Source organism: Glaciecola sp. G7-5 (assembly GCF_055808975.1).
The window spans coordinates 4,681,588-4,707,053 of record NZ_CM147892.1; the positions used below are offsets into that span (position 1 = coordinate 4,681,588).

General features: G+C 41.8%; 22 protein-coding genes. 10 read left to right on the forward strand and 12 right to left on the reverse strand.

From position 1 onward, the window contains the following. Window positions 1–10 precede the first annotated feature (10 nt). Window positions 11–1,054, reverse strand: coding sequence for a type IV pilus twitching motility protein PilT (locus AC0L6H_RS20540; protein ID WP_473391226.1), 1,044 nt, complete (start codon window positions 1,052–1,054; stop codon window positions 11–13). Window positions 1,055–1,088: 34 nt separating this feature from the next. Here AC0L6H_RS20540 and AC0L6H_RS20545 point away from each other — a divergent pair, with 34 nt between their 5' ends. The 4 genes from AC0L6H_RS20545 to AC0L6H_RS20560 are packed head-to-tail and all read left to right on the forward strand — an operon-like array spanning window position 1,089 to window position 3,698. After that, complete coding sequence (locus AC0L6H_RS20545; protein WP_473391227.1) at window positions 1,089–1,799, forward strand: YggS family pyridoxal phosphate-dependent enzyme; 711 nt, start codon at window positions 1,089–1,091, stop codon at window positions 1,797–1,799. Window positions 1,800–1,816: 17 nt separating this feature from the next. After that, on the forward strand, window positions 1,817–2,653 hold the full coding sequence (gene proC / locus AC0L6H_RS20550) for a pyrroline-5-carboxylate reductase (RefSeq protein ID WP_473394610.1): 837 nt from the start codon (window positions 1,817–1,819) through the stop codon (window positions 2,651–2,653). A 13-nt stretch (window positions 2,654–2,666) separates the two neighbouring features. Then, window positions 2,667–3,215, forward strand: a complete 549-nt coding sequence (locus tag AC0L6H_RS20555) for a YggT family protein (RefSeq protein WP_473391228.1) — start codon at window positions 2,667–2,669, stop codon at window positions 3,213–3,215. 51 nt (window positions 3,216–3,266) lie between these two features. Next, entirely contained in the window at window positions 3,267–3,698 is a 432-nt protein-coding gene (locus AC0L6H_RS20560) for a DUF4426 domain-containing protein (protein WP_473391230.1), read from the forward strand. A gap of 34 nt (window positions 3,699–3,732) precedes the next feature. Here the strand turns inward: AC0L6H_RS20560 and yaaA are convergent, their stop codons facing one another. Both yaaA and AC0L6H_RS20570 read right to left on the reverse strand, forming a co-directional pair. Continuing rightward, window positions 3,733–4,533, reverse strand: a complete 801-nt coding sequence (gene yaaA, locus AC0L6H_RS20565) for a peroxide stress protein YaaA (RefSeq protein ID WP_473391231.1) — start codon at window positions 4,531–4,533, stop codon at window positions 3,733–3,735. 178 nt (window positions 4,534–4,711) lie between these two features. Next, window positions 4,712–6,250: a methyl-accepting chemotaxis protein gene (locus tag AC0L6H_RS20570; protein WP_473394611.1), complete on the reverse strand. Its 1,539-nt coding sequence runs from the start codon at window positions 6,248–6,250 to the stop codon at window positions 4,712–4,714. A gap of 579 nt (window positions 6,251–6,829) precedes the next feature. Here AC0L6H_RS20570 and tal point away from each other — a divergent pair. The 3 genes from tal to AC0L6H_RS20585 all read left to right on the forward strand — a co-directional run bounded on the left by tal (window position 6,830) and on the right by AC0L6H_RS20585 (window position 9,952). Continuing rightward, a complete protein-coding gene (gene tal, locus AC0L6H_RS20575; protein WP_473391232.1) occupies window positions 6,830–7,789 on the forward strand; it encodes a transaldolase in 960 nt (319 codons plus the stop codon). A gap of 69 nt (window positions 7,790–7,858) precedes the next feature. Beyond that, window positions 7,859–9,511, forward strand: coding sequence for a glucose-6-phosphate isomerase (gene pgi, locus AC0L6H_RS20580; RefSeq protein ID WP_473391234.1), 1,653 nt, complete (start codon window positions 7,859–7,861; stop codon window positions 9,509–9,511). A 267-nt stretch (window positions 9,512–9,778) separates the two neighbouring features. Further along, complete coding sequence (locus AC0L6H_RS20585; protein WP_473391235.1) at window positions 9,779–9,952, forward strand: DUF3545 family protein; 174 nt, start codon at window positions 9,779–9,781, stop codon at window positions 9,950–9,952. Window positions 9,953–10,036: 84 nt separating this feature from the next. Here the strand turns inward: AC0L6H_RS20585 and ung are convergent, their stop codons facing one another. The 5 genes from ung to nhaD all read right to left on the reverse strand — a co-directional run bounded on the left by ung (window position 10,037) and on the right by nhaD (window position 17,914). Further along, entirely contained in the window at window positions 10,037–10,708 is a 672-nt protein-coding gene (ung, locus tag AC0L6H_RS20590) for a uracil-DNA glycosylase (protein ID WP_473391236.1), read from the reverse strand. A gap of 72 nt (window positions 10,709–10,780) precedes the next feature. Then, on the reverse strand, window positions 10,781–12,064 hold the full coding sequence (gene thrC / locus AC0L6H_RS20595) for a threonine synthase (protein ID WP_473391238.1): 1,284 nt from the start codon (window positions 12,062–12,064) through the stop codon (window positions 10,781–10,783). Window positions 12,065–12,197: 133 nt separating this feature from the next. Beyond that, a complete protein-coding gene (thrB, locus tag AC0L6H_RS20600; RefSeq protein ID WP_473391240.1) occupies window positions 12,198–13,157 on the reverse strand; it encodes a homoserine kinase in 960 nt (319 codons plus the stop codon). 1 nt (window position 13,158) lies between these two features. Beyond that, window positions 13,159–15,633, reverse strand: coding sequence for a bifunctional aspartate kinase/homoserine dehydrogenase I (gene thrA / locus AC0L6H_RS20605; RefSeq protein WP_473391241.1), 2,475 nt, complete (start codon window positions 15,631–15,633; stop codon window positions 13,159–13,161). Window positions 15,634–16,024: 391 nt separating this feature from the next. Beyond that, window positions 16,025–17,914: a sodium:proton antiporter NhaD gene (gene nhaD / locus AC0L6H_RS20610; RefSeq protein ID WP_473391242.1), complete on the reverse strand. Its 1,890-nt coding sequence runs from the start codon at window positions 17,912–17,914 to the stop codon at window positions 16,025–16,027. Between the two features lie 294 nt (window positions 17,915–18,208). On the opposite strand from nhaD, the gene AC0L6H_RS20615 reads away from it, so the two are divergent. After that, window positions 18,209–18,757 carry a YehS family protein gene (locus AC0L6H_RS20615; protein WP_473391243.1) on the forward strand — a complete coding sequence of 183 codons (549 nt, stop codon included), beginning with the start codon at window positions 18,209–18,211 and terminating at the stop codon, window positions 18,755–18,757. 171 nt (window positions 18,758–18,928) lie between these two features. Here the strand turns inward: AC0L6H_RS20615 and AC0L6H_RS20620 are convergent, their stop codons facing one another. From AC0L6H_RS20620 to AC0L6H_RS20630, 3 genes are read right to left on the reverse strand one after another with little or no spacing between them, the layout of a single operon-like run. Further along, a complete protein-coding gene (locus AC0L6H_RS20620; protein WP_473391245.1) occupies window positions 18,929–19,444 on the reverse strand; it encodes a GNAT family N-acetyltransferase in 516 nt (171 codons plus the stop codon). A 4-nt stretch (window positions 19,445–19,448) separates the two neighbouring features. Beyond that, the gene (locus AC0L6H_RS20625; protein WP_473391246.1) at window positions 19,449–22,319 is read right to left on the reverse strand and encodes a M16 family metallopeptidase; all 2,871 of its coding nucleotides are present in this window, start codon (window positions 22,317–22,319) and stop codon (window positions 19,449–19,451) included. A gap of 33 nt (window positions 22,320–22,352) precedes the next feature. Then, window positions 22,353–22,739, reverse strand: a complete 387-nt coding sequence (locus tag AC0L6H_RS20630; RefSeq protein ID WP_473391247.1) for an MAPEG family protein — start codon at window positions 22,737–22,739, stop codon at window positions 22,353–22,355. A gap of 90 nt (window positions 22,740–22,829) precedes the next feature. Between AC0L6H_RS20630 and AC0L6H_RS20635 the strand changes: the two genes are divergently transcribed. Together AC0L6H_RS20635 and AC0L6H_RS20640 are read left to right on the forward strand one after the other, a co-directional pair. Further along, window positions 22,830–23,501 (forward strand): response regulator transcription factor, encoded by a 672-nt coding sequence (locus AC0L6H_RS20635; protein WP_473391249.1) that lies wholly within the window; start codon window positions 22,830–22,832, stop codon window positions 23,499–23,501. Window positions 23,502–23,548: 47 nt separating this feature from the next. Continuing rightward, a complete protein-coding gene (locus tag AC0L6H_RS20640) occupies window positions 23,549–24,937 on the forward strand; it encodes a sensor histidine kinase (RefSeq protein ID WP_473391250.1) in 1,389 nt (462 codons plus the stop codon). On the opposite strand, the gene AC0L6H_RS20645 is transcribed toward AC0L6H_RS20640, so the two are convergent. Then, complete coding sequence (locus tag AC0L6H_RS20645) at window positions 24,918–25,460, reverse strand: DUF3833 domain-containing protein (RefSeq protein ID WP_473391251.1); 543 nt, start codon at window positions 25,458–25,460, stop codon at window positions 24,918–24,920. The two genes, AC0L6H_RS20640 and AC0L6H_RS20645, sit on opposite strands and share 20 nt — an antisense overlap. Window positions 25,461–25,466 lie beyond the last annotated feature (6 nt).

The following is a 25,466-nucleotide window of genomic DNA, read 5'->3' on the forward strand; positions in this document are numbered from 1 at the left end:
GTGGCAGTCCTTAGTATCCAGGTGTTGAAGGTTTATCAATAGACTTGCTCGCAGCGTCATGAGGGCTTATTACCCCTTGAGCTACGAGTTTTTGCAAGCATTGCTCCATCGTCTGCATACCGTGCGCTTGGCCGGTCTGGATAACCGAGTACATTTGCGGCACTTTATCTTCGCGTATAAGGTTTCGTATAGCTGGAACCCCAATCATAATTTCGTGAGCCGCCACACGCCCGCCACCGGTTTTTTTCAGTAAAGTTTGTGAAATAACTGCACGCAGTGATTCTGACAACATAGACCGAATCATAGACTTTTCTTCAGCAGGGAAAACATCAATAATTCTATCAATCGTTTTAGGTGCTGAGTTAGTGTGCAAGGTGCCAAAAACAAGATGACCGGTTTCAGCGGCGGATATCGCCAAACGGATGGTTTCTAAATCACGCAACTCACCAACGAGAATAACATCAGGGTCTTCCCGTAAGGCAGAGCGCAAGGCATTATTAAAACTGTGCGTATCACGATGCACTTCACGTTGGTTTAATACACACATTTTATTTTGATGAACAAATTCGATAGGATCTTCAATGGTTAAAATATGCTCTCGTTTGTGCGCATTTATGTGGTCGACCATCGCCGCTAGTGTCGTTGACTTACCCGAACCTGTTGCACCGGTTACCAAAACAATGCCGGTAGGTTGGTCTATTATTTTTTTGAATATTTCAGGCGCACCTAACTGATCTAGAGTGAGAATGTCACTGGGAATCGTCCTCATGACAGCCGCCGCACCTCTGTTTTGCATAAAGGCATTAACGCGAAAGCGTGACAAGTTCTCAATTTCAAAAGAAAAATCGACTTCTAGCTTTTCTTCGTATTCTTTACGCTGTTTGTCGTTCATAATATCGTAAATGAGGGCATTAACCATTTTATGGTCAAGGTCAGGCACATTCAGGCGCCGCATTTCACCATCGACACGAATGATGGGTGGCAATCCTGCGCTTAAATGTAAATCTGATGCTTTATTTTGAACACTAAAGGCTAGTAATTCGTTAATATCCAAGGGCTAACTCCAACAATAAGTAAATATGAATGTAATGGCGACTGACTCTACACAAAGCACAAATAAAATAGCGGCAAACATCGCGCTTATTAATTCGCAAATTGAGCAGGCAGCACATGCCTATAAACGCGACCCAAACCTTATTCAATTGCTTGCAGTAAGTAAAACGAAACCCGTATCAGATATAATATCTGCGTATGAATGCGGGCAACGGCACTTTGGTGAAAATTACGTGCAAGAGGCGGTCGACAAAATACAAGTCATGACTGAATATTCAGACATCTCTTGGCACTTTATCGGCCCATTACAGTCAAACAAAAGTAAATTTATCGCAGAATATTTCGATTGGATGCATTCTCTAGAACGCATCAAAATTGCTAAACGTTTGAATGAGCAAAGAAGTGTCCATCAAAAACCGCTAAATGTTTGCGTTCAGGTCAATATCGACAACGAAGAAAACAAAGCCGGCATTGCACAAAGCGATGTGCTCGATTTTATAGAGCAATTACAATCACTGGACCGTATACGCTGTAGAGGCTTAATGACTATACCCAAAGCAGGCGTGAGTGATACTGAACGAAGAGACAGTTTTGGTAAAATGCAGGCTTTATTTGCACAATGTGCTCAAAACTTCGACAATATCGATACTTTATCCATGGGCATGAGCGATGATCTAAATATTGCGGTAGAATGTGGTAGTACAATGGTCAGAGTTGGAACGGCTATTTTTGGTAAGCGCGACTAGCGCAGATAGTGAACCTAATCGAAAACAGGAGACAACTTGGAAAACACAAAAAAATTAGTTTTATTGGTGCCGGAAATATGAGCAAAGCCATCATTTCAGGCATGGTCGAAAAAGGGTATGCGCCATCAAATATTATGGCGAGTAACCCAAGCGCTGGAAAACTCGACGCACTTAACGAGAGCTTAGGTATTCGTACTACGCAAGATAATCAACAAGCCATCGATTTTGCCGATGTGGTCATGCTTGCAGTTAAACCTCAGCTGATGGCGTCGGTATGTAAAGACATCAAGATACAAAACCCAAATACCTTATTTGTATCTATTGCGGCAGGCTTGACCTTAAGCCGTTTAAGCGACTTTTTAGCTCCACAAGCTAAGATTGTAAGAGTCATGCCAAATACACCTTCAGCCATCGGCTTAGGCATGTCTGGTATATATGCCGGCCAAGATATAAGCACCGAAGATGTGGCGCTAGTAGAACAAATCATGCAAAGCGTTGGTAAAACGCTGGTGGTAAATAACGAAGATGATATCAACACCGTTATTGCCGCTGCGGGCTCAAGTCCTGCTTATTTCTTTTTAATTGCTGAAGTTATGCAACAAGCTGCCGTTGATATGGGAATAGATAAAGACAGTGCTCGCATGTTGGTAGAACAAGCCATGTTAGGCAGTGCTACGCTAATGCAAAAGCAATCGGAACTTGAATTATCTGAACTTAGGTCCCAAGTAACATCTAAGGGCGGCACCACTGCAAAAGCAGTAGAAAGCCTTCAACAAGACAATATTGATAAAGTATTTGCCCGTGCAATGCAAGCAGCTGTCGCGCGAGCCAAAGAAATGTCTGAACAGTTTTAATAGGAAAATAAGAATGGTTTCTCCCGTGTTAACCCTTGTAATGTCATTATTCAATATTTATTTGATGGTGGTTGTGATTCGAATTTGGCTACAACTCGCCAGAGCGGATTTTTATAATCCATTTAGTCAATTTACAGTAAAAGCAACACAACCGGTTGTAGGGCCCCTGCGCCGCGTTATTCCCTCTATTGGCCCATTAGATACAGCCACACTGGTGTTTGCCATTCTTATTGCATTTGCAAAGATTCTGACCTACGCACTTATCTCTCAAGGTAGTTTGCCACCTTTGTTTAATGCCTTTATCTTTTCTATTTTTAATCTTATATATCAGGTACTTTGGTTAATTTTCATTATTTTGATTATCCGCGCGTTATTGAGCTGGGTAAGCCAAGGTCATCATCCAGTAGAAATGGTGATGGGACAGTTAACCGAACCCTTGCTTCGCCCTATTCGCAAAATATTGCCGGCAATGGGTGGCTTAGATTTGTCTGTATTGGTATTTTTACTTTTACTGCAGTTCGTGATTAACGTTTTCAGTACCGCTTTTGGTCCTTTTGTATAGTCTTTGAGGTATAAAAGCTAAAGCTATTACTTTTTATTAAAAGAGGACAACATGAAAAATCTAGCGCTATGGTGTGCAGGCTTACTATTATTAGTGGGTGTAACTACACAGGCAAACGCAGAAATTAAAAAGACCCTAGGCGACTGGGAAGTGCACTATATCGCGCTAACCAGTACTTTTTTAACGCCCGAAATTGCGCGCGTGAACAAAATTGAACGCAGCAGTAAAAATGCCTTAGTTAATATATCTGTGCTCGATAAAATCACCAAGCAAGCCCAAGAAGTCGAGATAAGCGGGACTGCCCGTAACCTTTTAGGCACCAACAAAACCTTAAACTTTAAACAAGTGAAAGAAGGTGATGCGATCTATTATTTGGCTAGCGTCGCGTTTTCAGACAAAGAAGTTTTGCGCTTTGATATTGATATTAAGCAGGGTCGCAGTACACAAAATTTGAAGTTTCAGCAAACCATGTATGTCGAATAAGCGTTCCCGCTTATTCGACCAGATGCTACTAAGCTCATTGCTCTGAGCGTTTAAACACCAAAGTGTTGGCGCTAGATTCGGCCTCGTCAAAAGCATAGCCATCCACATCAAACTGCTTAAGTTCATCGATATTCTCTATTTGATTTTCGATGATATAGCGGGCCATCAAACCTCTTGCTTTTTTAGCATAAAAGCTGATGACTTTAAATTTACCGTTTTTCTCATCTTTAAACTGCGGCGTAATCACGTCAGCCTTAAGGTCTTTAATCTTAACCGAAGAGAAATATTCATTTGAAGCCAAATTGATTAAGACTTTATCACCTTGTGCTTTTATCGCTTTGTTGAGTTCCTTGGTAATCTTATCATCCCAGTATTGGTAAAGATTGTCAGCTTTGCCTACCTTGAGCTTTATGCCCATTTCTAAGCGGTATGCTTGCATTAGATCTAAAGGCCTAAGCGTGCCATACAAACCTGATAAAATGCGTAAATGGGATTGGGCAAACTTCACAGCGTTTTCATCAAGGGTTTTTGCATCTAAACCGGTATAGACATCGCCGTTGAATGCAAACATTGCGGGACGAGAATTTTCCTCGGTAAAGGGAAACTCGAAGCTGGAAAAACGCTCAGCATTTAAAATAGCAAGCTTGTCGCTAATTTTCATCATGCTACTAAGGTCAGCGGGGCTGAGCTTCTTGCACGTTTTAACCAGGGCTTTTACATTCGCCATAAACGCCGGCTCGCTTGTTGCGAGTGCGGTGTCATTTTTGTCATTTAAAAATGCAGGGAGAGAAGAAGAAAAATCGAGATTTTTGGCTGGTGAAACAACAACAAGCATGGCACTACCTTTCAATTAAGTAAAACTCTTTCAATACCAGAGTATATAATAATTGTGTTGTTACAACAAAGCATCGGCCGCTTTAAAATGTTATGTGCGGCACATTTATTTTCCTAGCTAAAGGCAATTCGCCACTTTGTTTTATTATTGGTGTTTTTTACTTTGCGTTTGCTACCGGCTATGCACTTGCAAAGGCTTTGGTTAATGATTGCAATGCTTTTGCTCGCTCGTCAATAACATTTGATTCTCTATCGACTAATTCACTTTGTGCTAAGTTTTTATTGGCTGCATCATTAATACTATTGACACTTTGTGAAACTTCTCGAGATACGGTGCTTTGTTCATTCGATGCCACCGATATTTGTGTACTAAGGTCTGCCATTACTGACACATCGTTATACACTTTGAAAACAAGATCTTGGGTCGTTTGGGTGTCTTTAATACATTCTTCTGCAGCTTCTTTACCTTTGGTCATTGACGCTGACCATGTTAGAAGCGTTGATTGGATTTCTCCTACCGATGTTTGTATTTGTTCAGTCGCCTTGTGTGTGCGACTTGATAGCGCGCGCACTTCATCGGCAACAACAGAAAATCCGCGACCTTGCTCTCCTGCTCTCGCCGCTTCAATAGCCGCGTTTAAGGCAAGTAAATTCGTCTGATCTGCAATGCCTTGTATTTCTTGCATAACGCTACCAATTCGCTCTGATTCTGCAACGAGGTTATTTGCGGTGGCAGCTGAATCAGCAACATCAGTCGCTAGTTTTGACACTCTTTGCATTGTAATGGTCATGGCGTCGGTAGCTGCACGGCAGTCATCGTGTACAGAATCCACTTTAGCGGAGGTATGTGCTGCGTTGTTAGCGACTTCAGCGACAGATGCAGACATTTCTTCCATTGCTGCACTCACTTGCATTAGTTCGGCAACCTCGTTTGAGACCCCTTGTTTGGCATTCGCACTAGCATCTTTTAATGTGATAACCCGTTGTGATAATACTTTTGTGCTATCTGATACGCGCCCTAGTATCGTTTTCACTTTACCTTCTAATATTTTTATGGCGAAATCACTGACACTAGCACTGCCTCTTCCGCTATACACGTATCTTGAAATACTGCCATAAGATTTGCGTGACAAATTTGCATTTCTACCTATTGTAATTAGCTCATTACTAAACATCAGATAAGGCAAAAAGATAAGAGAAAATGCAAAGGCCGGATGTACAATGCTCAAGCTTGCCATTAGTACGCTTAATGCAATAGAAACTCCATGCCTAAGAGGAAAGTTCAGCAAAAAATGATCTGCTTTGTGCTTGCCTTGATTTAGTTGTTGATAAACTCTAACGGCATTGTCACGATACTCAGAGGCAAGAACGGTACGAACTGATTGATAGCCCGTTAACTCATTATTTTCGTATACTGGCGTAACGAAAGCGTCAACCCAGTAATAGCGACCGTCTTTACATCTATTTTTAACAGCCCCGCGCCAAGGTTTACGTGATTTCAGCATTTGCCATAGGTCAGCAAAAGCTTCTTTTGGCATATCGGGATGCCTTACGATATTGTGATGCTGCCCAACTAACTCTGCAAGTTCATAACCGGCAACTCTGCAAAATGCTTCGTTTGCATAAGTAATAACGCCATTAGTATCGGTAACTGAAACGAGCTCTTCGCTTATACCAAAGCTAACTTCTTTATCTATAGTTTTGACAGACTTATTCATCACAGCGTTTTCCTAGCTAATATGAGATCAAACAATGAATTAAAATAGCAATCTCACAAGCTTACATAAGAAACGAATAAAACAAGTCTAGGTTTTCAAATCAAAACTTGTTAAAGAATTTTAGATTGCACTTTTTTATCGGCGCCGCACTTAGTTTCTAGAGGAAAGACTACTATTTTATCGCTTATATTTGCGATAATAGCGTGTATATGAATCGTTTAGACACTTACAATGGAACTATACTTTAGTTGGGCTTAGGCCCCTTCAGTCATTGAAGGGTAACTGTGTTTTGGTGCACGAGCAGCTTTACTCTATCTTGCTTGGTGAATTTCTCTGTAAAAAATGTCTACCCTTATATTTTACGCAAATTCTGTTAAATTTTATACTTACCTAGCAAAGAAACAGAAAAGTACGTCAGCAGTAAATAATTGATTTACGTGATTTCCTTAGCGCTAAAAATTACTAAAAATGATTACACTATTTATTTTATTCGTACACAAGGGTTTTCACTGGTTTTTCTCTTGCTATACTTGATATGATGTTGTTTTAGTTAAACTCTATACAAGCGAGCCTCATTACATGTCTAACCAATTAGAATCTTTGCGCGCCATTACTACTGTTGTAGCCGACACTGGCGACATTGAAGCGATAAAAAAATATACGCCGGTAGATGCCACTACTAATCCTTCTTTATTACTTAAGGCGGCGTCAATGCCCCAGTATGCGAATCTAATTGATCAGTCTATCGCCTACGCCAAAAGTCAAAGTAAGGTGCTGAGCGAACAACTAGCGGCCGCAGGCGATAAATTATCAGTATTGATTGGTCAGGAAATTATCAAGGTTATCCCAGGTAGAATTTCAACCGAGGTAGATGCGCGCTTATCATTTGATACTCAAGCCACGCTTAACAAAGCAAGACAGTTAATCGCTATGTACCAAGACGCTGGCGTTGATAAGTCTCGTATCCTTATTAAAATCGCATCAACGTGGGAAGGCATAAAAGCAGCAGAGATTTTAGAAAAAGAAGGTATTAACTGTAACCTTACACTTTTATTTAGCTTCTCGCAGGCACGTGCATGTGCTGAAGCCGGCGCGTTTTTAATCTCTCCCTTCGTAGGGCGCATACTTGACTGGTACAAAGCCAACACTGACGAAAGTGACTACAGCGGCGCGAAAGACCCTGGCGTAATATCAGTTTCAAGCATTTATAAATATTATAAAGCCCATGGTTATAAAACGGTTGTGATGGGCGCAAGCTTTAGAAACACCAGTGAAATTATAGAATTAGCAGGATGTGATAGACTTACCATCAGCCCTAATTTGTTAGAAGAGCTAGAAAATACACAAGGTGAGCTAAGCGCCAAGCTAGTTGACAACGGCGCTACCGAAACCCCACCTGAAGCGCTCAGTGAAGCACAATTTAGATGGGACATGAATCAAGACGCGATGGCAACACAAAAACTAAGTGAGGGAATTCGTAACTTTGCGGCCGACCAAGTGAAACTAGAAGAGTTACTGGCACAAAAAATAACCGGCTAAAACTAGCGTAAATTCGCACAACTACTAAACACTAGACAACATTAATGTTGTCTACATAAAGGAACAAGCATGACTAAACTTAAACAAACTGAAGCATGGATTAACCTTGAGCATCACGCGCCATTAGTTTCACGCTACCACATGCGCGACATGTTTGAAGCGGATCCTCAACGTGCTGAAAAGTATTCCTTAAGTGCGGCTGGCTTGTTTTTAGACTATTCCAAAAACAGAGTCACACAAGAAGTACTCGACAATCTTTTTGCCCTAGCTCAAGAACGTAATTTAGTCGCAAAGATTAGTGCCATGTTTAGTGGTGAAAAAATTAATAATACTGAAGGGCGTGCCGTACTGCATACCGCACTGCGTAACTTTTCTGGCGAGGCTGTAATGGTTGACGGCGAAGATGTCATGCCCAGTGTTATGCAAACCCTACAGAAAGTAAAAGCATTCACTGAATCTATTCATAATAAGACCCACCTTGGCTACACTGGAAAGCCAATAAAGAAAATCGTTGCCATTGGTATTGGTGGCTCATTTTTAGGTCCTAAGATTGTTACCGAGGCCCTAAAACCATACAAAACAAAAGCCCTAGACGTTGTATTTGTGGCCAACGTAGATGGCTGCCATATTCACGATGTACTTAGCGAATGTGACGCCCAAGACACTTTATTTGTGATGTCATCAAAGTCTTTTGGTACCCAAGAAACCTTACAAAACACATTGTCAGCGAAAACCTGGTTTTTATCACAAGGTGGCAGCCAAGCAGACATAGCAAAGCATTTTGTCGCGGTTTCGTCTAATGTGAAGGCGGCCGTTAAATTCGGTATGGATGCAAATAATATATTCCCAATGGCAGATTGGGTCGGTGGTCGATATTCCTTATGGTCAGCAATTGGTCTACCGATAAGCCTAGCACTGGGTTACGAAAACTTCGAAGCATTGTTAAAAGGCGCATACGAAATGGATTGCCATTTCAAGCAAGCACCTTTTGCTGAAAATATGCCCGTGATCATGGCTATGTTAGGAGTATGGTATCGTAACTTTATGGGGGCACAGTCACACGTTCTATTGCCTTACTACCACTACCTGAGAGGCTTCCCAGCATATGTGCAGCAACTCGACATGGAGAGCAACGGCAAAGCGACAACAACCGAAGGAAAAACCGTGAACTACGGAACTGGACCCATCATTTGGGGTAGCGAAGGCGCAAATGGCCAACACTCTTTTTACCAGTTGATACACCAAAGTAATATGCCAATTCCTTCCGACTTTATGTTTCCAATTAAAGTGCCATATTTAGACGAAGCAGATCAACAAACACACCATGATATGCTTGCTTCAAATTGTTTTGGTCAAACTCAAGCCCTCATGCAAGGCAAGACCTTTGAGCAATGTTACAAAGATTTAGATGGCAGTGGGCTTAGTGAAAAAGACCAACAACGTTTAGCTGCGCATAAAACGATGCCTGGGAATAATCCTAGCAACACAATCATATTTGACCAACTAGATCCAAAGAGCCTTGGTGCATTAATCGCACTTTATGAACACAAAGTGCTAGTACAAGGATGTATCTGGGATCTAAATTCTTTTGACCAGTGGGGTGTCGAATTAGGCAAAGAGTTAGGTAATCAAGTACTAGACATGATTCAAGGGAATGCGAACATCGATAGTGCAGATCCATCCACTCAGGCGCTTATTAAACGCTTTAAACAAGCCAAGTAGAAAGATTTTAGCTTGGCGACCTCCTAAACTACTTGTTAGTTGTTAACAAGTGGTTTTTTATAAGCCACTGTTTTAAAACACTTATTTAAAAATAAATTTATTGCAACTATTTTTATTAACATTTATTTAACGTTTTCTATTTAATTATTCTGTCTCTTGTGCTATTAATTACAACGGTGACATGGTGCACATATGAGTTCTCTGAACAGCAGTTTCTCAGTTATGTAGCAGGTCTTCCGTTTCGATGTAGCTTAAAGGAGCAATCTCATGGAATCAGTTGATTTTTTGAATGCGGTAGAAAGTGAGAGTCGCGGTGTAAAAACCAAAAGTAAAAAAAGAAAGTGGCGTGAAATTGAAGCAATCAAAGAACGCTTCAGACTTAAACAAGAATTATGTGACATGGATTTAAGTTGGGAGTCAGAACTTAGCAGAGCTCGCTGACTTAACAATCAACGCATGGTAGCAATAAAACGCTTCACTCTCCAAAAGTGAAACTTTAAATACCCCTAACGATTATCTTCATGTTTATGGTACTTGCCAGTTTATTGCTTCCTTGTTCAATTTGCGGAGTAAGTCATTCGTTTGACTGAAGTGCCCACATCCCAAAAATCCTCTATGCGCTGACAAAGGCGACGGGTGTGCACTGGTCAATACGTTATGCTTTGATGTATCAATTAGCTTAATTTTTTGCTGTGCGGGTTTGCCCCACAGCAAAAATATTATATCTTCTAGATGCTCACTTATTTGCCCAATAACTTTGTCGGTAAACTGTTCCCAGCCCTTGCCTTTGTGTGAATTGGCATTTGCCTCATCAACAGTCATTACCGTATTTAGCAAAAGTACACCTTGACGTGCCCACTGCGTGAGATTGCCGTTGTTTGGCATCCTAAAGCCTTCTATATCAGTACACAGCTCTTTATATATGTTGCGTAACGAAGGCGGTATTTTAATACCATCTTGAACTGAAAAACAAAGCCCATGCGCCTGCCCCTGACCGTGATAAGGATCTTGGCCTAATATAACGACCTTTACTTGTTCTGCGGGTGTTAATGCGAAGGCGTTAAATACGAGTTCCTTTGGCGGAAAAACGGCTACACCTTGATCGCGTCGTGATTGGACGAAAGTCATCAATTCTTTAAAATATGCTTGCTTCTTTTCGTTACCGAGCAATGTTTCCCAATCCACTAATCCTTGCATGTAGCCACCCCTTTAGTCATGCCTGTCCTAGAGCAATATCGATTACCCTAGGATGCTAACCCTAACCACACTTTATTTCAAAATACTGAACATGTGTGATTTAAGTGCTTCGTAGCTGTTTTCTACATCTACCGAAAATGCCTCTTTTGCTGAGGCTTCAGCGAGCGCTTCAGGTAAGGCAATAGGCTGGCCTAATACATTTTCAACAGTTTCGCGGAATTTAGCAGGATGTGCGGTGCCTAAGAATATGCCAACTTCGTCTTCAACCAGAGTCTTGCTTAAACAGCGGTAGCCAATGGCGGCATGAGGCTCTGAAACATAGCCCAAGTTGGCCAATTGACGCATAGCAACTTGGGTATATTCTTCGTCTACCGACTCACCAGCAATAAGGTCAGCATCCACCCAGCCTTTGTCTATCATTGCCTGAATACGAGGCCAATTATTGGGCTGACTCACATCCATTGCGTTAGACATGGTTGGGATGGTTTTGTGTGGCTCCCATTTGCCGGTATGTAAAAAGCGAGGAACAGTGTCATTACTGTTCGTTGCTGCAACAAAGCGCCTAATTGGTAAACCTAACAACTGTGCAATAATGCCGGCAGTTAAATTCCCAAAATTGCCGCTAGGAACCGCAAATACCGCTTTGTTTTGCTTGTCAGCGGGTAATTGAGCTATTGCTTCAAAGTAGTAACAAACTTGGGCCATCAGGCGGCTAATATTGATTGAGTTCGCCGAGTTCAAGTGCAAGCCTTCACGCACTTCAACATCGTCAAAGGCGGTTTTTACGAGTTGTTGACAAGCATCAAAATCAGCATCGATGGCGACTGTATGAATATTGTCGCCTAAGGTCGTAAATAGTTTTTCTTGTAACTTACTGATTTTGTCTTTGGGAAACAAGATCACTACTTGGATATTATCGATGCCATGAAACGCGTGCGCTACAGCGGCTCCGGTATCTCCCGAGGTAGCGGTTAAAATAGTCACTGGCTGGCCATTGCTAATATGAGCTAAGCATTGCGCCATAAAACGCCCACCAAAATCTTTAAAGGCCAGTGTAGGGCCATGGAATAGCTCCAAACTAAAGATGTTTTCAGTGACAGGTGCCAAAGGAGCAGGGAAAGTAAAGGCGTTATTGACAAAATCAGCGATAGTGGCGTGGGGCAATTCATCACCAATCAAATGCGTCAAAATTTGGATACTGCGTTCGGCCAATGGCATAGCGAGTAACGCGTTAATGTTTTCTATTGGCGTGATTTTTTCAGGGAAGTATAAGCCTTGTTGCTTACCTAGGCCTTTTTTGACGGCCTCGCAAAAGCTTGCTCTATCGCTACTGTCTTTTAAATTAACTAATTCCACTGGTTACCTGTTTCCTATTTTGTTTGTTTAGTACTGCGTTGGCTCTTGTTTTCGATATTAACAAAACGCCCAATGATGGTGAAAAATAAAGCAATATCTGTGCCTGCTTAATTTTCACTCACCTAACAGTTGATCATATTACGCGGGTACCCGCAGTATCTATTTTACAAATATGGCTAAAGCCATCTTCGTTTTGAATGTAATGTGCGTTAAGCCATTGCTCAATCGCTTGTGCATCTTCTAGGCTTTGAGTCAGTGCAAACACCGTTGGGCCCGACCCAGATATACCAAAACTTAACGCATTGTTTCGCTCACTAAATTTACGAGCATTATCAAATTCAGGGAGCAAGACTTTACGATGCTGCTCGGCAATAACGTCTTTCATCATCTTGCCGGCTAGCGCTTGATTATTAGTATGAAGACTGTCGACAAACACTGCTAACTGACGCCCAAAAGTGAGTGCGTCAGCCAATGCATACTGCTTTGGTAACAATGCTCTGGCTTTTGCCGTCGACACTGACAAGCCAGAATACGAGCTCACCCAATACCAGTTATCAAACACAGGCAACTGTATGGCGATAGGCGACTCTTCGCCGGTCATTAAGGTCATGCCGCCTAACAAGCTTGGCGCAACGTTGTCATAGTGCACGCTACCGCTGATCTGCCCTTCTAGCTCTCCCATCATATGCAATAAATCATTTTGCTTAAATACGACTTGTTGCTTAGTAGATTCAAAGTAAGCATTTAAGGCATAAAATGCTGCCACAATAGAACTGGCACTCGATCCCAAACCACTGCCTATGGGCAAGTTCTTATGTAAGTGCATGCGCACGTTTAATGTCGGCAAGCCTTTATTTTGCAATGCTTTTTGGAAGTGTTCGTAACATAAAGTCACAATGTTTTCTTCGGCTATAGCGGGAAGCTTGTGGACAAAGCGCCCATCTTGGCTTAGTGAAAAGGCATCAGCACTAGTCACTTCAACCCAATCACCTAAGAGCGTGCCATCAATGGGCGACAAGGCAGCCCCTAAAACGTCAAAGCCTAAACTAACATTACCGATTGAAGCGGGCGCGAAAGCGCGTATGCTCGTCATATTAATTAAATTCCAATTGCATTGGCGTTGTCCGTAATATATCAGCAAATACGCCTGCAGCGGTAACCGTTGCACCTGCGCCATAGCCGCGAATAACAAAGGGAATTGGCTGATAATAGCGACTATGAATAGCCAAGGCGTTTTCACCGTCTTTTACCGCCGCTAAAGGATGACTACTGCCAACAGACTGAATACTAACTTTACATTTACCTTCACTAATTGAGCCTACATAACGCAACACTTCGCCTTTTTCTTTGGCGCTTTGTGCTAGCTCACCAATATGTTGGTCTAGCTTAGGTAAATTTGCCATGAATTTATCGACATCACCACTGGCATCAAACCAGTCTGGAATTACAGACTCCGTTTCAATATCTTTAAGTTCTAAACTTAAGCCCGACTCACGCGCCATAATAAGGAGCTTTCGAGCCACATCCATACCGCTTAAATCATCACGGGGATCGGGCTCAGTGAAACCATTCTTTTTAGCGGTTTTAGTGGCTTCAGAAATGCTCATGCCTTCATCTAGCTTGCCAAATACGTAAGACAAAGAACCTGACAGTATACCTTCAAACTTTTCTAAGCGGTCGCCTGCAATCACCAGCTTTTGCAGATTATCTATAACTGGCAATCCTGCGCCCACCGTTGTTTCATACAGATATTGTCGATTGCACTCAAGCGACGTTTTCTTAAGCGTTAAATAGTCTGCGTAATCACCTGTGTTCGCCTTTTTATTTGGCGTTACTACATGAAAACCTGCTTTCATCATATATACATACAAGCCAGCGATTTGTTTGTTGCTAGTACAATCAATAATGACAGGGTTAGTTAAACTGTTATTGCTAACAAATTTAGACAAACGGTCAACACTAAAGCTCTCATTCGTTTGTTTCAGCTGAGCCTTGATGTCTTTTGACAAGTCTATGCCCTGACTCTGCAACAAACATTGCTTAGAATTTGCAATACCGTAAACGTTTAGTTGGATATTTCGGCCTAACAATGCCCCTTGTTGTTTGCCGATTTGACGCAGCAATTCAAGCCCTACCGTACCCACACCAATTAAGAAGGCATCGATACTTAGCATCTGTGTAAAGAAATTTTGGTGAATGACTTTAACGGCTTTTTTGGCCTTGCTGTTTTCAATAACCGTTGAAATTGAGCGCTCTGATGAGCCTTGTGCAATGGCAACATTGTTGACTCGAGCCTGGGCTAAAGATTTAAAGAATTTTGCCGCGAGTCCTTTAGACTGTCGCATACCGTCGCCCACCAAGGTTACGATAGCAAGATCTTCTCTTACTTCAATAGGTTCTAGTAAGTGGTTGGCAAGTTCTAATGCAAAATTTTCTTCCAGCAGTTCTTTTGCGCGCGCTGCATCTTTTTGCCCAATACAAAAACTAATACTGTACTCAGACGAACTTTGCGTAATTAGGCTAATCGAGATATTGCCTTTTGAAATAACGTCGAATATACGACTCGCCATACCTACCATGCCTTTCATACCTGGGCCTGATAAGTTGAACATCGCAATATCCTCGAGGTGGGAGATACCTTTTACACTCGTCCACTTTTCACTCGCCTGATGACTTATTAGAGTGCCTGGTGCAGCTGGATTCAAAGTGTTTCTAATTAAACAAGGAATACCAAATTGGGCGATTGGGCCGATAGTTTTAGGATGTAAGACTTTCGCGCCGAAGTAAGATAGCTCCATTGCTTCTTGATAGGTCAATTTATCGAGCAATACAGCCCCTTCAACTTGGTTTGGATCAGCGTTATATACACCATCTACATCAGTCCATATTTCGCAACAACTGGCGTTTATACAAGCAGCTAAAATGGCAGCGGAATAATCTGAACCATTACGACCTAGCGTAACCTTTTCACCTAGTTCGTTAGCTGCTACAAAACCCGGCATGATAAGCAGTAAACTACCATCACTTGGCACTTCACTAAAACGCGCTCTAGATTCTGAAAGTAGCGCTAAACTGTCAAGGTAATCGCCCTCAGCAACAATATAGTCAACAGGGTCAACAATCAGATTATCGACCTTGTGTGCACTCATAATGGCGCTGAATATTTTCACACTAACATATTCGCCCATGCTCAAAATACTGGCGGTGACTTGGTCGGGGCATATTTCTAGTAAACGGATACCTTCTAACTGCTGTTTAAGTAAGGCTAGGCGCTCAGTGATATAGCCGTCTACGCCCTCAAAATCAAAACCAGAAAGAGTAGAATTCAACTCATTTGCAATACCGTGCAAAGTCATGTCTAGCTTAGCTAATAGTTCACCAAAATCTTTACCAGCGCCCGCTTGCTCACATAATAAAGACAGTGCGTTTGTTACGCCTTTAGGTGCAGAAAGCACAACCGCCGCCCCTTTGCAGTCTCTACTTTTGTGTGCATCAGCACTAATGTTGTAAACTTTTAAATAACGAGTTGCATCGGCCAACGACGACCCACCAAACTTTAACACCTTCATCAACAATTCCGCCTTTACCTATTTAATTATACTCGTCTAAACAAACTCACTTGCTACCAATACTTTTTGCTTGAGCACTAACAAAAAAGCCCGCATTATGCGGGCTTTCGTTTGCTATAAAATGGCACAAGCTAACGACCGCCCTCGGTAGAGGTGGTTATCATAATAATGCGCATCATTGCAGACGCATCTATTACTATATTCATGTCGTTAGTATTCTTATCTGTTTTCATGAAGCCAATTTGCCGTATAGACGTCTATATGTCAACCTTAAATTAAGTGAAAGGGTATATTTTGGTCATTTCTTTTTAACTTCGAAAATTATTACCCTTAGCAACAAGCCTGACAAACTAAAAAGACGCTGCCACTACTACATTAAATTTATATAGTATTAGAGCCCGCTACCATTTAACAATAAATGCACCCAAATACTGGCAACATAGCCAAGCGCTATGACCGGAGTCCATTTAAGGTGAGCAGCGAAAGTATATACGCCTCGTGCTGTTCCAAGTAATGCTACACCCGCTGCCGAACCAATTGCTAACATGCTTCCCCCAACACCTGCCGTCAGGGTTACTAACTGCCATTGTTCAACTGGCATCGCTGGATCCATGGTCAATACGGCAAACATTACCGGTATATTATCAACAATTGCTGACAACACCCCTACCAGTGAATTGGCCCAAACTGCACCTAAATCGTTATACATTACCTCAGAAATAAGGGCCATATAACCAAACTGGCTTAAGCCAGCAACGCACATGATAACGCCGTAGAAAAACAGCAAGGTATCCCACTCGGCACGTGATACACGCTCCATAATATCAAACTCTTTTACCTCGGTTCGGCTTTCAGTCATATCTTCAAACAACTCGACAGAGCCAATATTATTTCCATTTTCGTCTTCTATAGGAGCGGCACTAAACATTAAATAGGCTCCTATATTTTCGAAGTAATTAGCCGCATCATAAGACTTTCCTTCTAATGGATTGTCACGATATTGGTGACGATAATGTTGGCGAACGCCAGTACCTGATTTATCGTCTAATACGATATCTGCCAAAGTAGGACGCTCATTTTTGTAAAACGCTTTCCAATGATTTTTGGTGCCAATCATGTCCTCAGCTTTATGCCCAGTAAGTTCTTCGAGTGCTACGTTCCAATGCGTAACCTTGTGCTCGTTATCGAGTATAAAGGCTGGGTAAGGTTGGTCGTTGATATTATCTCCAATATCCTTGCCATAACGCTCTAATACACTCAATGGGTTACCGTGTGCTTCGCTACGTCCACCAAAAATAGAGTCTGCCATGACTGCTCGGCCTTCTTGTCTTTTCAGATAGTAGGAATATAAACCTAAATAGCCTAAACCAAACATCATACCTGCAGCGGGTGGCAAGTGCAGAGCGCTGTGAAAAGTTACCGCAGTTGCAATTGTTAGTAAAAAAAGTCCTACCATGACTTGAGCGCCGGGCTTTAAGCGTGTTTTTTCATTACTCGCTTCTGGCGTCCCTTTTGGCAATGCAAAGCTCATAATTACAGCCGGTACCAACCAATTGACAACCGACGGAATAAATAACGGTAGGAATTGTAAAAATTCGACTTTGCCTTTTTGCCATACCATTAGTGTGGTGATGTCGCCAAAAGGTGAAAAAGCGCCGCCAGCATTCGCGGCTATAACGATATTAATACAAGCAATAGAAACAAACTTAACGTCTTTTCCACCCACGGCCATTACAACAGCGCCCATAAGTAAGGCGGTAGTTAAATTATCGGCTATAGGAGATATAAAGAAAGCGAGTACGCCGGTTATCCAAAATACTTTTTTCAATGAATACCCGCGCGAGACCAAATATGCGCGAAGGGTTTGGAACACATTACGCTCTTCAAGGGCGTTAATATAGGTCATTGCCACGAGTAAAAATAAGAATAACTCTGCATACTCAATAATCGCATGTTTTATGGCAGCGTGCGCTTGCTCAGACGCACCTATATCGTTAAAGGCTAATGCAACTAGTATCCATATTATACCCGCTGCAAATAACACCGGCTTACTTTTGAGTAAGTGAATATTATTTTCTAAAGGCACTAGTGCATATGCCAACACAAAAATGGCAACCGCGGCATAGCCATAAAACGTAGCACTAAGATCAGGAATTTCAACTACCGCTGCTCCTCCTGCCTCTGCAAAAGCCGAGAAAGGAAAAAGCAACATGCTTAACATAACAAGCAAAACTCTTACCCAAGTTGAATTCATAAAATAGCGAGTTTGTGACAGGTTCATATCAATATCCGACTGTATATTATAATTGCGTTTGAAAAATTAGTCGGAAGATAGCATTACCTTCGATTGCTGGCTATTACACCTTTGGGTTAGTTGCCACCTGTTTATCTTGTTTTTGTATTGAATTGTTGTTTGTCAGTGCCTTTAGTCATTTTGTACTTCGAAGCTAGGATATTGCTCTTTATTGGCAATAACACGCCTGTAAGCCTCTTGTGGCTAGTATCTAACACACTGCTATGACAACGGCAGGCGATACTATATAATTGCGCAAATTCATTTAAAACAAGACCCTGCATGTCCACTAACGATAGTCCTGAAAATTCTGTAAAAACAAATGATTACAACGCTTTTTTCAATAGCATATTACGCCGCTTGCGCTTTGCTTTGTCTCTTGACGATGCCGCAACTATTGCTATTTTTAAACTTGTCGATTACGACATGGAAATAGATTATTTGCATGCGATGATGAAAAAAGAAGAAGAAGCGGGTTTCATGCCTTGTCGAGACAAAATCTTAGCCTTGTTTTTAGATGGTTTAATTATTAAAAAACGTGGTAAGCAAGACAACCCTAACGCAAAGCCCATCCAGGTTATATCAGGGTCAAGACGCATGACAAACAACGATGTTTTGCGCAAGATTAGAATTGCGATGAATTTTCGTGAAGAAGACATGCTGGCCATCTTTCGCTTAGCCGAATTTAACTTGGGTAAAAGTGAGTTAAGTGCTTTATTCAGAAAATCAGATCACCGCAGTTATCGTGTTTGCCAAGACCAGCTTTTACGCAATTTTCTACAAGGCTTAGTCATAAAACTAAGACCCGACGCCAAAAATAAAAAAGCTTAAGTGAATTCCGAGCTTGGAAACAAAGGTTTATTCTTCGTTTGGTAAAATACGTGTTTGTTTGGAATTGCGTCTTGTAGCTGGGTTTAGTCAGCAAAAATGTTGAAGAAACTTAGCCTTTATCCCCCACTTCAAGAAAATTCTCGACAGGCTTTTGTGGGGGCAAGAGTAGACCTATGGATAAAGTGACCCTGACCCCTTTTTTGCTTTTTTCCAAAGCATAGCTACGTTGCACCTTTCGTAACTTTTCCCGAAACGCTGCATAATCTCGTCGCTATGCTCAAAGCCGTTCTTTTCATATAAATGGATCGCCGCTTCACATTTTGCGTTAGTTAGCAAAAAAAGTGTTTTCACGGGCAATTTAAGGGCGCTTTTTATGACGTGTTGCAGTAGTTTCTCACCTACTTTTAAGCCGCGTACAGGTGACAACACGCCCATTTTAGTGAGCTCAAAGGCGCCATCATTTTTGTTTAACAAGGCGCAAGTGCCTACGATACCGTGCACGGGATGCTCGGCAAAGTAAATCTTGCCGCCTTTATCGATGATGTAATGTTGAGGGTCGTTAAGCACTTGCTTATCGATGTCTTCTAAAACAAACATATCGTCAATCCATTGCTTATTGATATGTCCAAAATGATGCGCTAAGGCCTTCGTATAATCGAGGTAACGTATGCTCTCGCCTGTTGTCATCAAATCATTCCTGTGGTTGCTCAGTTGTTTGGGCTTGAGTTGGCTCTGGTTTTAAGCTCGCATATAAACGGTTTTGGCTTGTCAGATATTTTTTGGCCACGTTTTGCACTTGTGCAAGGTCTATACTCTCAACGAGGGCTTCGTATTCTGCCAGCGGTAAAGGACGATAAGGCGAATAGTGATTAAGGATATAACTTAACCAAAAACCATTTTCCTTCAGGCTTTTTTGGCGGCTAATTTTTGCTTGGGTTTTAAAGTTATCGACCAATTGCTCATCAATATCACCCTCTACAAACTTAGCGAAGACCTTGTTTACTTCATCATAGAGTTCATCTACGCGGTCGGGATCACAACTGAAACTTACCGTAACACTGTAGTTTTGATAGGGCCAGCGCTGTAAGCTTGCATTCACGCCCACAGAGTACACACCACCAAGCTCTTCTCGCAAGCGAGTACGCAATGATCTTTCAAGCGCAGCTTGAAAAGCTGATGTCACTAATTGATTTTTATAAGTCCACTCGCCTTCCCCAAATAAACTCGTGATCACCGTGGCCTTTGGTTCAGTGCCCTTTTCCATATGAATTTGATAATCACCCTTTAATGTGTAGTTGGGTAATTTACTAAGTTTGTCCTTAACATTTGTTGTTTCTAAACTTCCTAGGTAGGTCGTCAATAAGTCTTCCATTTCATCTAGGTCGATATCACCAACAAAAACAAAGGTAAAATCACTAGGGTTGGCAAATCGCTCTTGATAGACCTGATAAATTGTATCGATATTTTGGCGCTCAAGCATGTCTACATCAAATTCAACATTGCGTGGATTGCCTGCCTGCGTTTTTGCTTGTATCGCTGCATAAAACTGTGCAGCTGGGCTGTTATATTTATTTTTGAGGCGTGGTCGGTAGGTATCTTTAAGCCATTCAAATCTTTCTGCGTCTTTTACCGGCCCAGTAAAACGCAAGTAAATGGCTTGCATCATATAATTCAAGTCTTCAATGTTACTCATCCCCGACATACCTTCAGAGTAGGTATCGATTCTAGGAGTCACCGAAAATCGTTTTTCGCGAGAAAACTGGGCAAATTGTTCCATATTTAAAGAGCCAAGGCCCATAAAATGCAAAGTGTCCATAAGGCCAAAACTACTTAAATAAGTATCATCGTCAACTAAGGCATAACCACCATCACTATATGCCCTAAACTGAATGGAATTTTCAGTAAAATCGCTTGGTTTGAGAATGACCTTAATCCCATTTGACAACAGCCATTCATGAGCATCCCATGCTTCGATATACGATTTTTCAAGTACCTTCCCGGGTTTAGGTTGGCTGTTCATTAATGCAGTAATTTGCGCTTTGTCTTCTAATGCGACGGTTTGCGTATTTTCTACATCCTGCCAAATGCTAGCGAGTTTATCAGTCGACGGTAGTTCTCCTTCTACCTTTGAGGGCGCCGTCAAAAAAACCACCGCATTTTGGTGATCTGCCCATGCTTTCATCTGAGCTTGAATATCATCGAGTGTAATTTCAGCCAAAAACTGGCTCGACAGCACAAAGTCTTGTTCCAGACTAGTAATCGCTGAATTTCTAAGAAAGTGATTTACATAGCTTCCGACAAAGGCATTATTGTCGAGGGTGTTTTGACTTTTCAAGGCACTTTCAAACCACTCCAAATAAAGCCTTTTTTCCGTTTCTAATTCTTGCTCGCTTAAGCCATGCTGAACAACGCGTTTAAGCTCTGTGAGTAGGCGCCGAAATGCCTCTTCACTTCTTTGGGGCTTCACGCTCGCTCTAAAATAGAATTCTTGAGCGCTTGGTATAATTACGTTTGCGCCAATGCGAGCGCCAGAAAATGGGCTTTGCGTGTCAAGCGCAATATCATTGACTCGTTTGCTCAAGGCACCCGTTAATAAGTTTTGAATGACCTGTTGTTTATAGGTACTAAGGTTGTGTTCATTCGCTTTGATTTCGCGGCGCCATGAAGTCGACAGCGTAATACTGCGCAATTCATCATCGGTAAAAACTGAAAACACGGGTTCATCATAGACTTTTAGAAATTGCAGGGGAGTCTCTACAGGTGCAGTGGCGGCTTTAATCTTGCCAAAATATTTTTCAATGAGCGCTTTAATGTCATTGCTGGCAAAGTCGCCAACCGCAACCACTGAAATTAAATCAGGGCGATACCAAGTTTTATAAAAACGCTCAAGGTCGGAAACTTGCCCTTCGGTAATGATCTCTTGGGTACCAATGGGTAGGCGCTCAGCATAATTGGTGCCGGCAAACATAATCGGCCATTTTTGTTTTGCAATACGCTCTTGTACACCTTTACGGCTGCGCCATTCCTCTAGTACAACGCCGCGTTCTTCATCAACAGTTTGGGGCTCAAAATTAACTTTATGTGCCCAGTTTTCAAGAATATGAATGGCTTTTTCGACGATTGCGGGATCACCCGTTGGGATACGTAATTGATAGATTGTAGAGTCAAACGAGGTTGTTGCATTTAGGTGAGCGCCAAAACGCATACCAATAGATTCAACAAATTCGACAATTTCTTGCTCTTTAAAGTCTTCGGTTCCGTTAAATGCCATATGCTCAGCAAAATGAGCAAAACCGAGTTGTGATTCATCTTCAAAAATTGAGCCGGTTTTAACCACCAATCTAAGCTCAGCAAATTGTTCTGGTTTGGCATTCTCACGAATAATGTAGTTGATGCCATTGCTGAGCTTGCCTTTGACAATGTTAGGGTCAACCGGTAAGGCAGAAATTTTCTCATTTTGCTCAGCTAAAGAAGGCGCAGTATCAGGTAAAGAGGAAGAAACACAAGCCATGCACAAACAAGCAATAAAGGCTGCCAGTGTAAGCTTCAGTGGCGATAGCATATAAGTCTTCAATCGATTTAAGTAAAGTCGCATTTAACTCAACAATGACCAATAGTGAGGCACAAGAGTAGCCATACTCGCCACCCACACCAAGCTACGAAGTATATGAATATTTGCCCAATAAAAAATTAAGTACAAAAACCGTAAAATCACAAAGGCAACACACCACTGCACAGTCGTCACAGTATGCTCATCTAGTGCCAGCACCAGTAAAACCGTGGGCGCGAAGTAGCATATCGCTTCAAAACAATTGTTGTGAGCTGCTAACGCACGCGCACCTAATCCTGTCAAAGCTGATTGTTGCTGCCTTGGATGCTTATTGTCATATTTGCCTAATTTTGCCATTTCGATAGCAACAGGTATTTTTGCTATTAATGGCATTGTGACTACAATAGCCATACATATAATAATCAGTGCCACTTTATATCCTTAATTTTATTGTTACTAACGCTTTTCTAGATTACAGTAATTTAACCTGACAAAGTGTACTATTTTGACTATCGTTTGAGAATGAAAATATTATTAGTAGAAGACGAGCCTACCGTTGCTCGATTTATCCAAAAAGGCCTCGTTGAATTTGAGCATGAAGTTGACCATGCTGATAATGGTAAAGACGGTCTGACGCTGGCACTTTCAGGTGATTACGACGTTATTGTGCTTGATCGCATGCTTCCACAAATGGACGGCATTGACGTGCTCAATAGCTTTCGTGACCAAGGCATTGCGACACCCACCCTCATTTTAAGTGCTAAAAACAAAGTCGATGACAAGGTAAAAGGTCTGCGCGCGGGTGCCGACGACTATTTGACCAAACCCTTCGCTTTTGAAGAACTACTAGCGCGTGTTGAAATTTTAGCTTCACGCAACGCGCCATCAACAAATACAAAACTAAGCCTTGGTGAACTCGAATTAGATCTTATCAACCGCACAGTCACCCGTGAAGGCACAGTTATTGACCTGCAGTCCAAAGAATTCAAACTACTTGAATACCTAATGCACAACCCAGGTAAGATTATCACCCGCGCAATGCTGCTAGAAAAAGTATGGGAATACAATTTTGACCCACAAACCAATGTAATTGATGTTCATATTAGTCGTCTGCGAAATAAAATTGACAAAGGCTTCCCGTATCCAATGATTGAAACTATTCGTGGTGCCGGTTACATGATCAGTACCCGCTAACACATACAGCACCGTTAAACCACGCTATTAAATTCTAGGAATAAAGCATGCGAGCCATTACCGCCTACTCTAAAAGCTCTAGCTTTGTTGTTAGTTTCTTTTTCATCTTCTTGCTGATGGTAGGCGTTGGCTTTAATACCTATACACTCACCGTCGCCAACGACGATCTTTTAGTACGAGAAACCCAAGCCGCAATACAATCTGATTTAGGCGGATTTAGAAGCTTATACAATGCCTCTGGACGTCAATCGGTTAAACAAGCGGTTAATGAACGCGTAAATAATCGGGCAAATGATTTTTTGTATTACTACAAAGATAAAGAGAATACTTACATAGCTGGAAATCTGGCCCAGTGGCCAAGTGAGGATATAGAGCTGATTCGAAACGGCGTGCTCGATATCCAAATAAGCTTAGGAAAAAACTACCGTCACAAAGGCAGCACGCGCAAGGCCACAGAAGAGCGCGCAATGGCAATGATTATTGAATTTAGCAACGGTGATAGCTTGTTGGTTGCGCGCAGTGTGCAAGACATAGAGTTTGCGGTAGCGCTAGCACAAGCGTCATCGTGGGTAATGATTATTATCGTATTTGTGGTTGCCATTACCAGCTTAGGGGTTGCTTATTATGTCGTTAGTCGTATTAACAAAATTGCAGATACGGCTGATGATATTATCGCCACTGGCAACCTGAGCGACCGCTTATACGTAGAGTCCCAATGGGACGACCTAAGTAAACTTACCTTAGTGCTAAATCAGTTACTCGATAAGATAGAGTCCTCGGTGCTCGCCATTACCTCGGTGTCAGACAATATTGCTCACGATTTACGCACGCCGCTAACACGTCTTAAAGGGCATATAGAAGATTTAACCGATAGTAAAGAACGCGACAATCTAATCGACGAATGTGACAATATTCTCGCGATTTTTAATTCGTTATTGCGTATTAGTGATATAGAAAACAGCAACAAGATTGCTGGTTTCAGTCATTTGGCCTTAAACGACATAGCCAACGACGCAGTTGATTTATATCTCCCATTAATTGAGGCTAAAAACATTCATCTACAATTTGAAAGCGACCCAATTCCTGATTTTGTTGGTGATAAGGACTTGCTCTTTCAATCATTTGCAAATGTCCTTGATAACGCCATCAAATTCACACCTGAAAATGGCTCAATTGACGTGCGTTTAAAGCAGCAAAAAACCTGTGTTGAATTTAGCGTAGATGACACTGGAAATGGCGTAAATGAAGATAGCGTAAACAAATTAAGCCAACGTTTTTACCGAGAAGATAAGAGCCGTTCTACCAGCGGCAACGGCTTAGGCCTTGCTTTAGTAAATGCCATTGTTACCTTGCACGGTGGCCGGCTTTGGTTTGAAAAATCAAAAATCCCCAAGTCTACTGGTTTAAGAGCGATATTTAGTCTTGTTTCTGCATAAAGATAGTAACTTCAGCCATTACAATCCCAAATTTTTTGATGTAGGAGCGGTTCATCATATTATTTTCATCCATTGCCCAAAACCAATCATCAAAAGTCACTCTGTACGTACTTGAATCTACTTCTAAATCCATTTCATATGAAAAGTTAAACGCGTTCCCGTGTGGTGTGCCTAATGCAGGACCAGCAATATCGCCAGCATTTCCGGTATAGGTGCCATCAGCGTTTGGGCTTAATGTCCAAACGCGTTTTTTTGCTCCATCACCTAAGCTATACGTAAATTCCTCATCTAAAATTAATTTGTTGTTTTCTTTACTGCCTGTAATGTCGACGGTAAAACGTTGTACTATTTCGCCAGACCGGTCTTGCACTATTCCCCATGCACGCACCTTGCCATCGAAAAACTCTTCAAGCACAAACTTTGGTTCTTGAGACTCATAGGTATTACCGTCAATTGAAACTGAACATGCCGATAACATCGCAGCAAGCCCTAAGAGTGCTACTAATTTACTAAACCTTGTCATATCTTT

Bases quoted from the DNA above. Each gene is read 5' to 3' on its own strand.
- AC0L6H_RS20560 (WP_473391230.1), top strand. From the start codon at position 3,267: ATGAAAAATCTAGCGCTATGGTGTGCAGGCTTACTATTATTAGTGGGT.
- AC0L6H_RS20635 (WP_473391249.1), top strand. From the start codon at position 22,830: ATGAAAATATTATTAGTAGAAGACGAGCCTACCGTTGCTCGATTTATC.
- thrB (WP_473391240.1), bottom strand. From the start codon at position 13,157: ATGACGAGCATACGCGCTTTCGCGCCCGCTTCAATCGGTAATGTTAGT.
- AC0L6H_RS20620 (WP_473391245.1), bottom strand. From the start codon at position 19,444: ATGACAACAGGCGAGAGCATACGTTACCTCGATTATACGAAGGCCTTA.
- AC0L6H_RS20640 (WP_473391250.1), top strand. From the start codon at position 23,549: ATGCGAGCCATTACCGCCTACTCTAAAAGCTCTAGCTTTGTTGTTAGT.
- AC0L6H_RS20570 (WP_473394611.1), bottom strand. From the start codon at position 6,250: ATGAATAAGTCTGTCAAAACTATAGATAAAGAAGTTAGCTTTGGTATA.
- AC0L6H_RS20645 (WP_473391251.1), bottom strand. From the start codon at position 25,460: ATGACAAGGTTTAGTAAATTAGTAGCACTCTTAGGGCTTGCTGCGATG.
- AC0L6H_RS20615 (WP_473391243.1), top strand. From the start codon at position 18,209: ATGTCCACTAACGATAGTCCTGAAAATTCTGTAAAAACAAATGATTAC.
- yaaA (WP_473391231.1), bottom strand. From the start codon at position 4,533: ATGCTTGTTGTTGTTTCACCAGCCAAAAATCTCGATTTTTCTTCTTCT.
- nhaD (WP_473391242.1), bottom strand. From the start codon at position 17,914: ATGAACCTGTCACAAACTCGCTATTTTATGAATTCAACTTGGGTAAGA.
- thrA (WP_473391241.1), bottom strand. From the start codon at position 15,633: ATGAAGGTGTTAAAGTTTGGTGGGTCGTCGTTGGCCGATGCAACTCGT.
- AC0L6H_RS20625 (WP_473391246.1), bottom strand. From the start codon at position 22,319: ATGCTATCGCCACTGAAGCTTACACTGGCAGCCTTTATTGCTTGTTTG.
- AC0L6H_RS20585 (WP_473391235.1), top strand. From the start codon at position 9,779: ATGGAATCAGTTGATTTTTTGAATGCGGTAGAAAGTGAGAGTCGCGGT.
- AC0L6H_RS20555 (WP_473391228.1), top strand. From the start codon at position 2,667: ATGGTTTCTCCCGTGTTAACCCTTGTAATGTCATTATTCAATATTTAT.
- AC0L6H_RS20545 (WP_473391227.1), top strand. From the start codon at position 1,089: ATGGCGACTGACTCTACACAAAGCACAAATAAAATAGCGGCAAACATC.
- tal (WP_473391232.1), top strand. From the start codon at position 6,830: ATGTCTAACCAATTAGAATCTTTGCGCGCCATTACTACTGTTGTAGCC.
- ung (WP_473391236.1), bottom strand. From the start codon at position 10,708: ATGCAAGGATTAGTGGATTGGGAAACATTGCTCGGTAACGAAAAGAAG.
- pgi (WP_473391234.1), top strand. From the start codon at position 7,859: ATGACTAAACTTAAACAAACTGAAGCATGGATTAACCTTGAGCATCAC.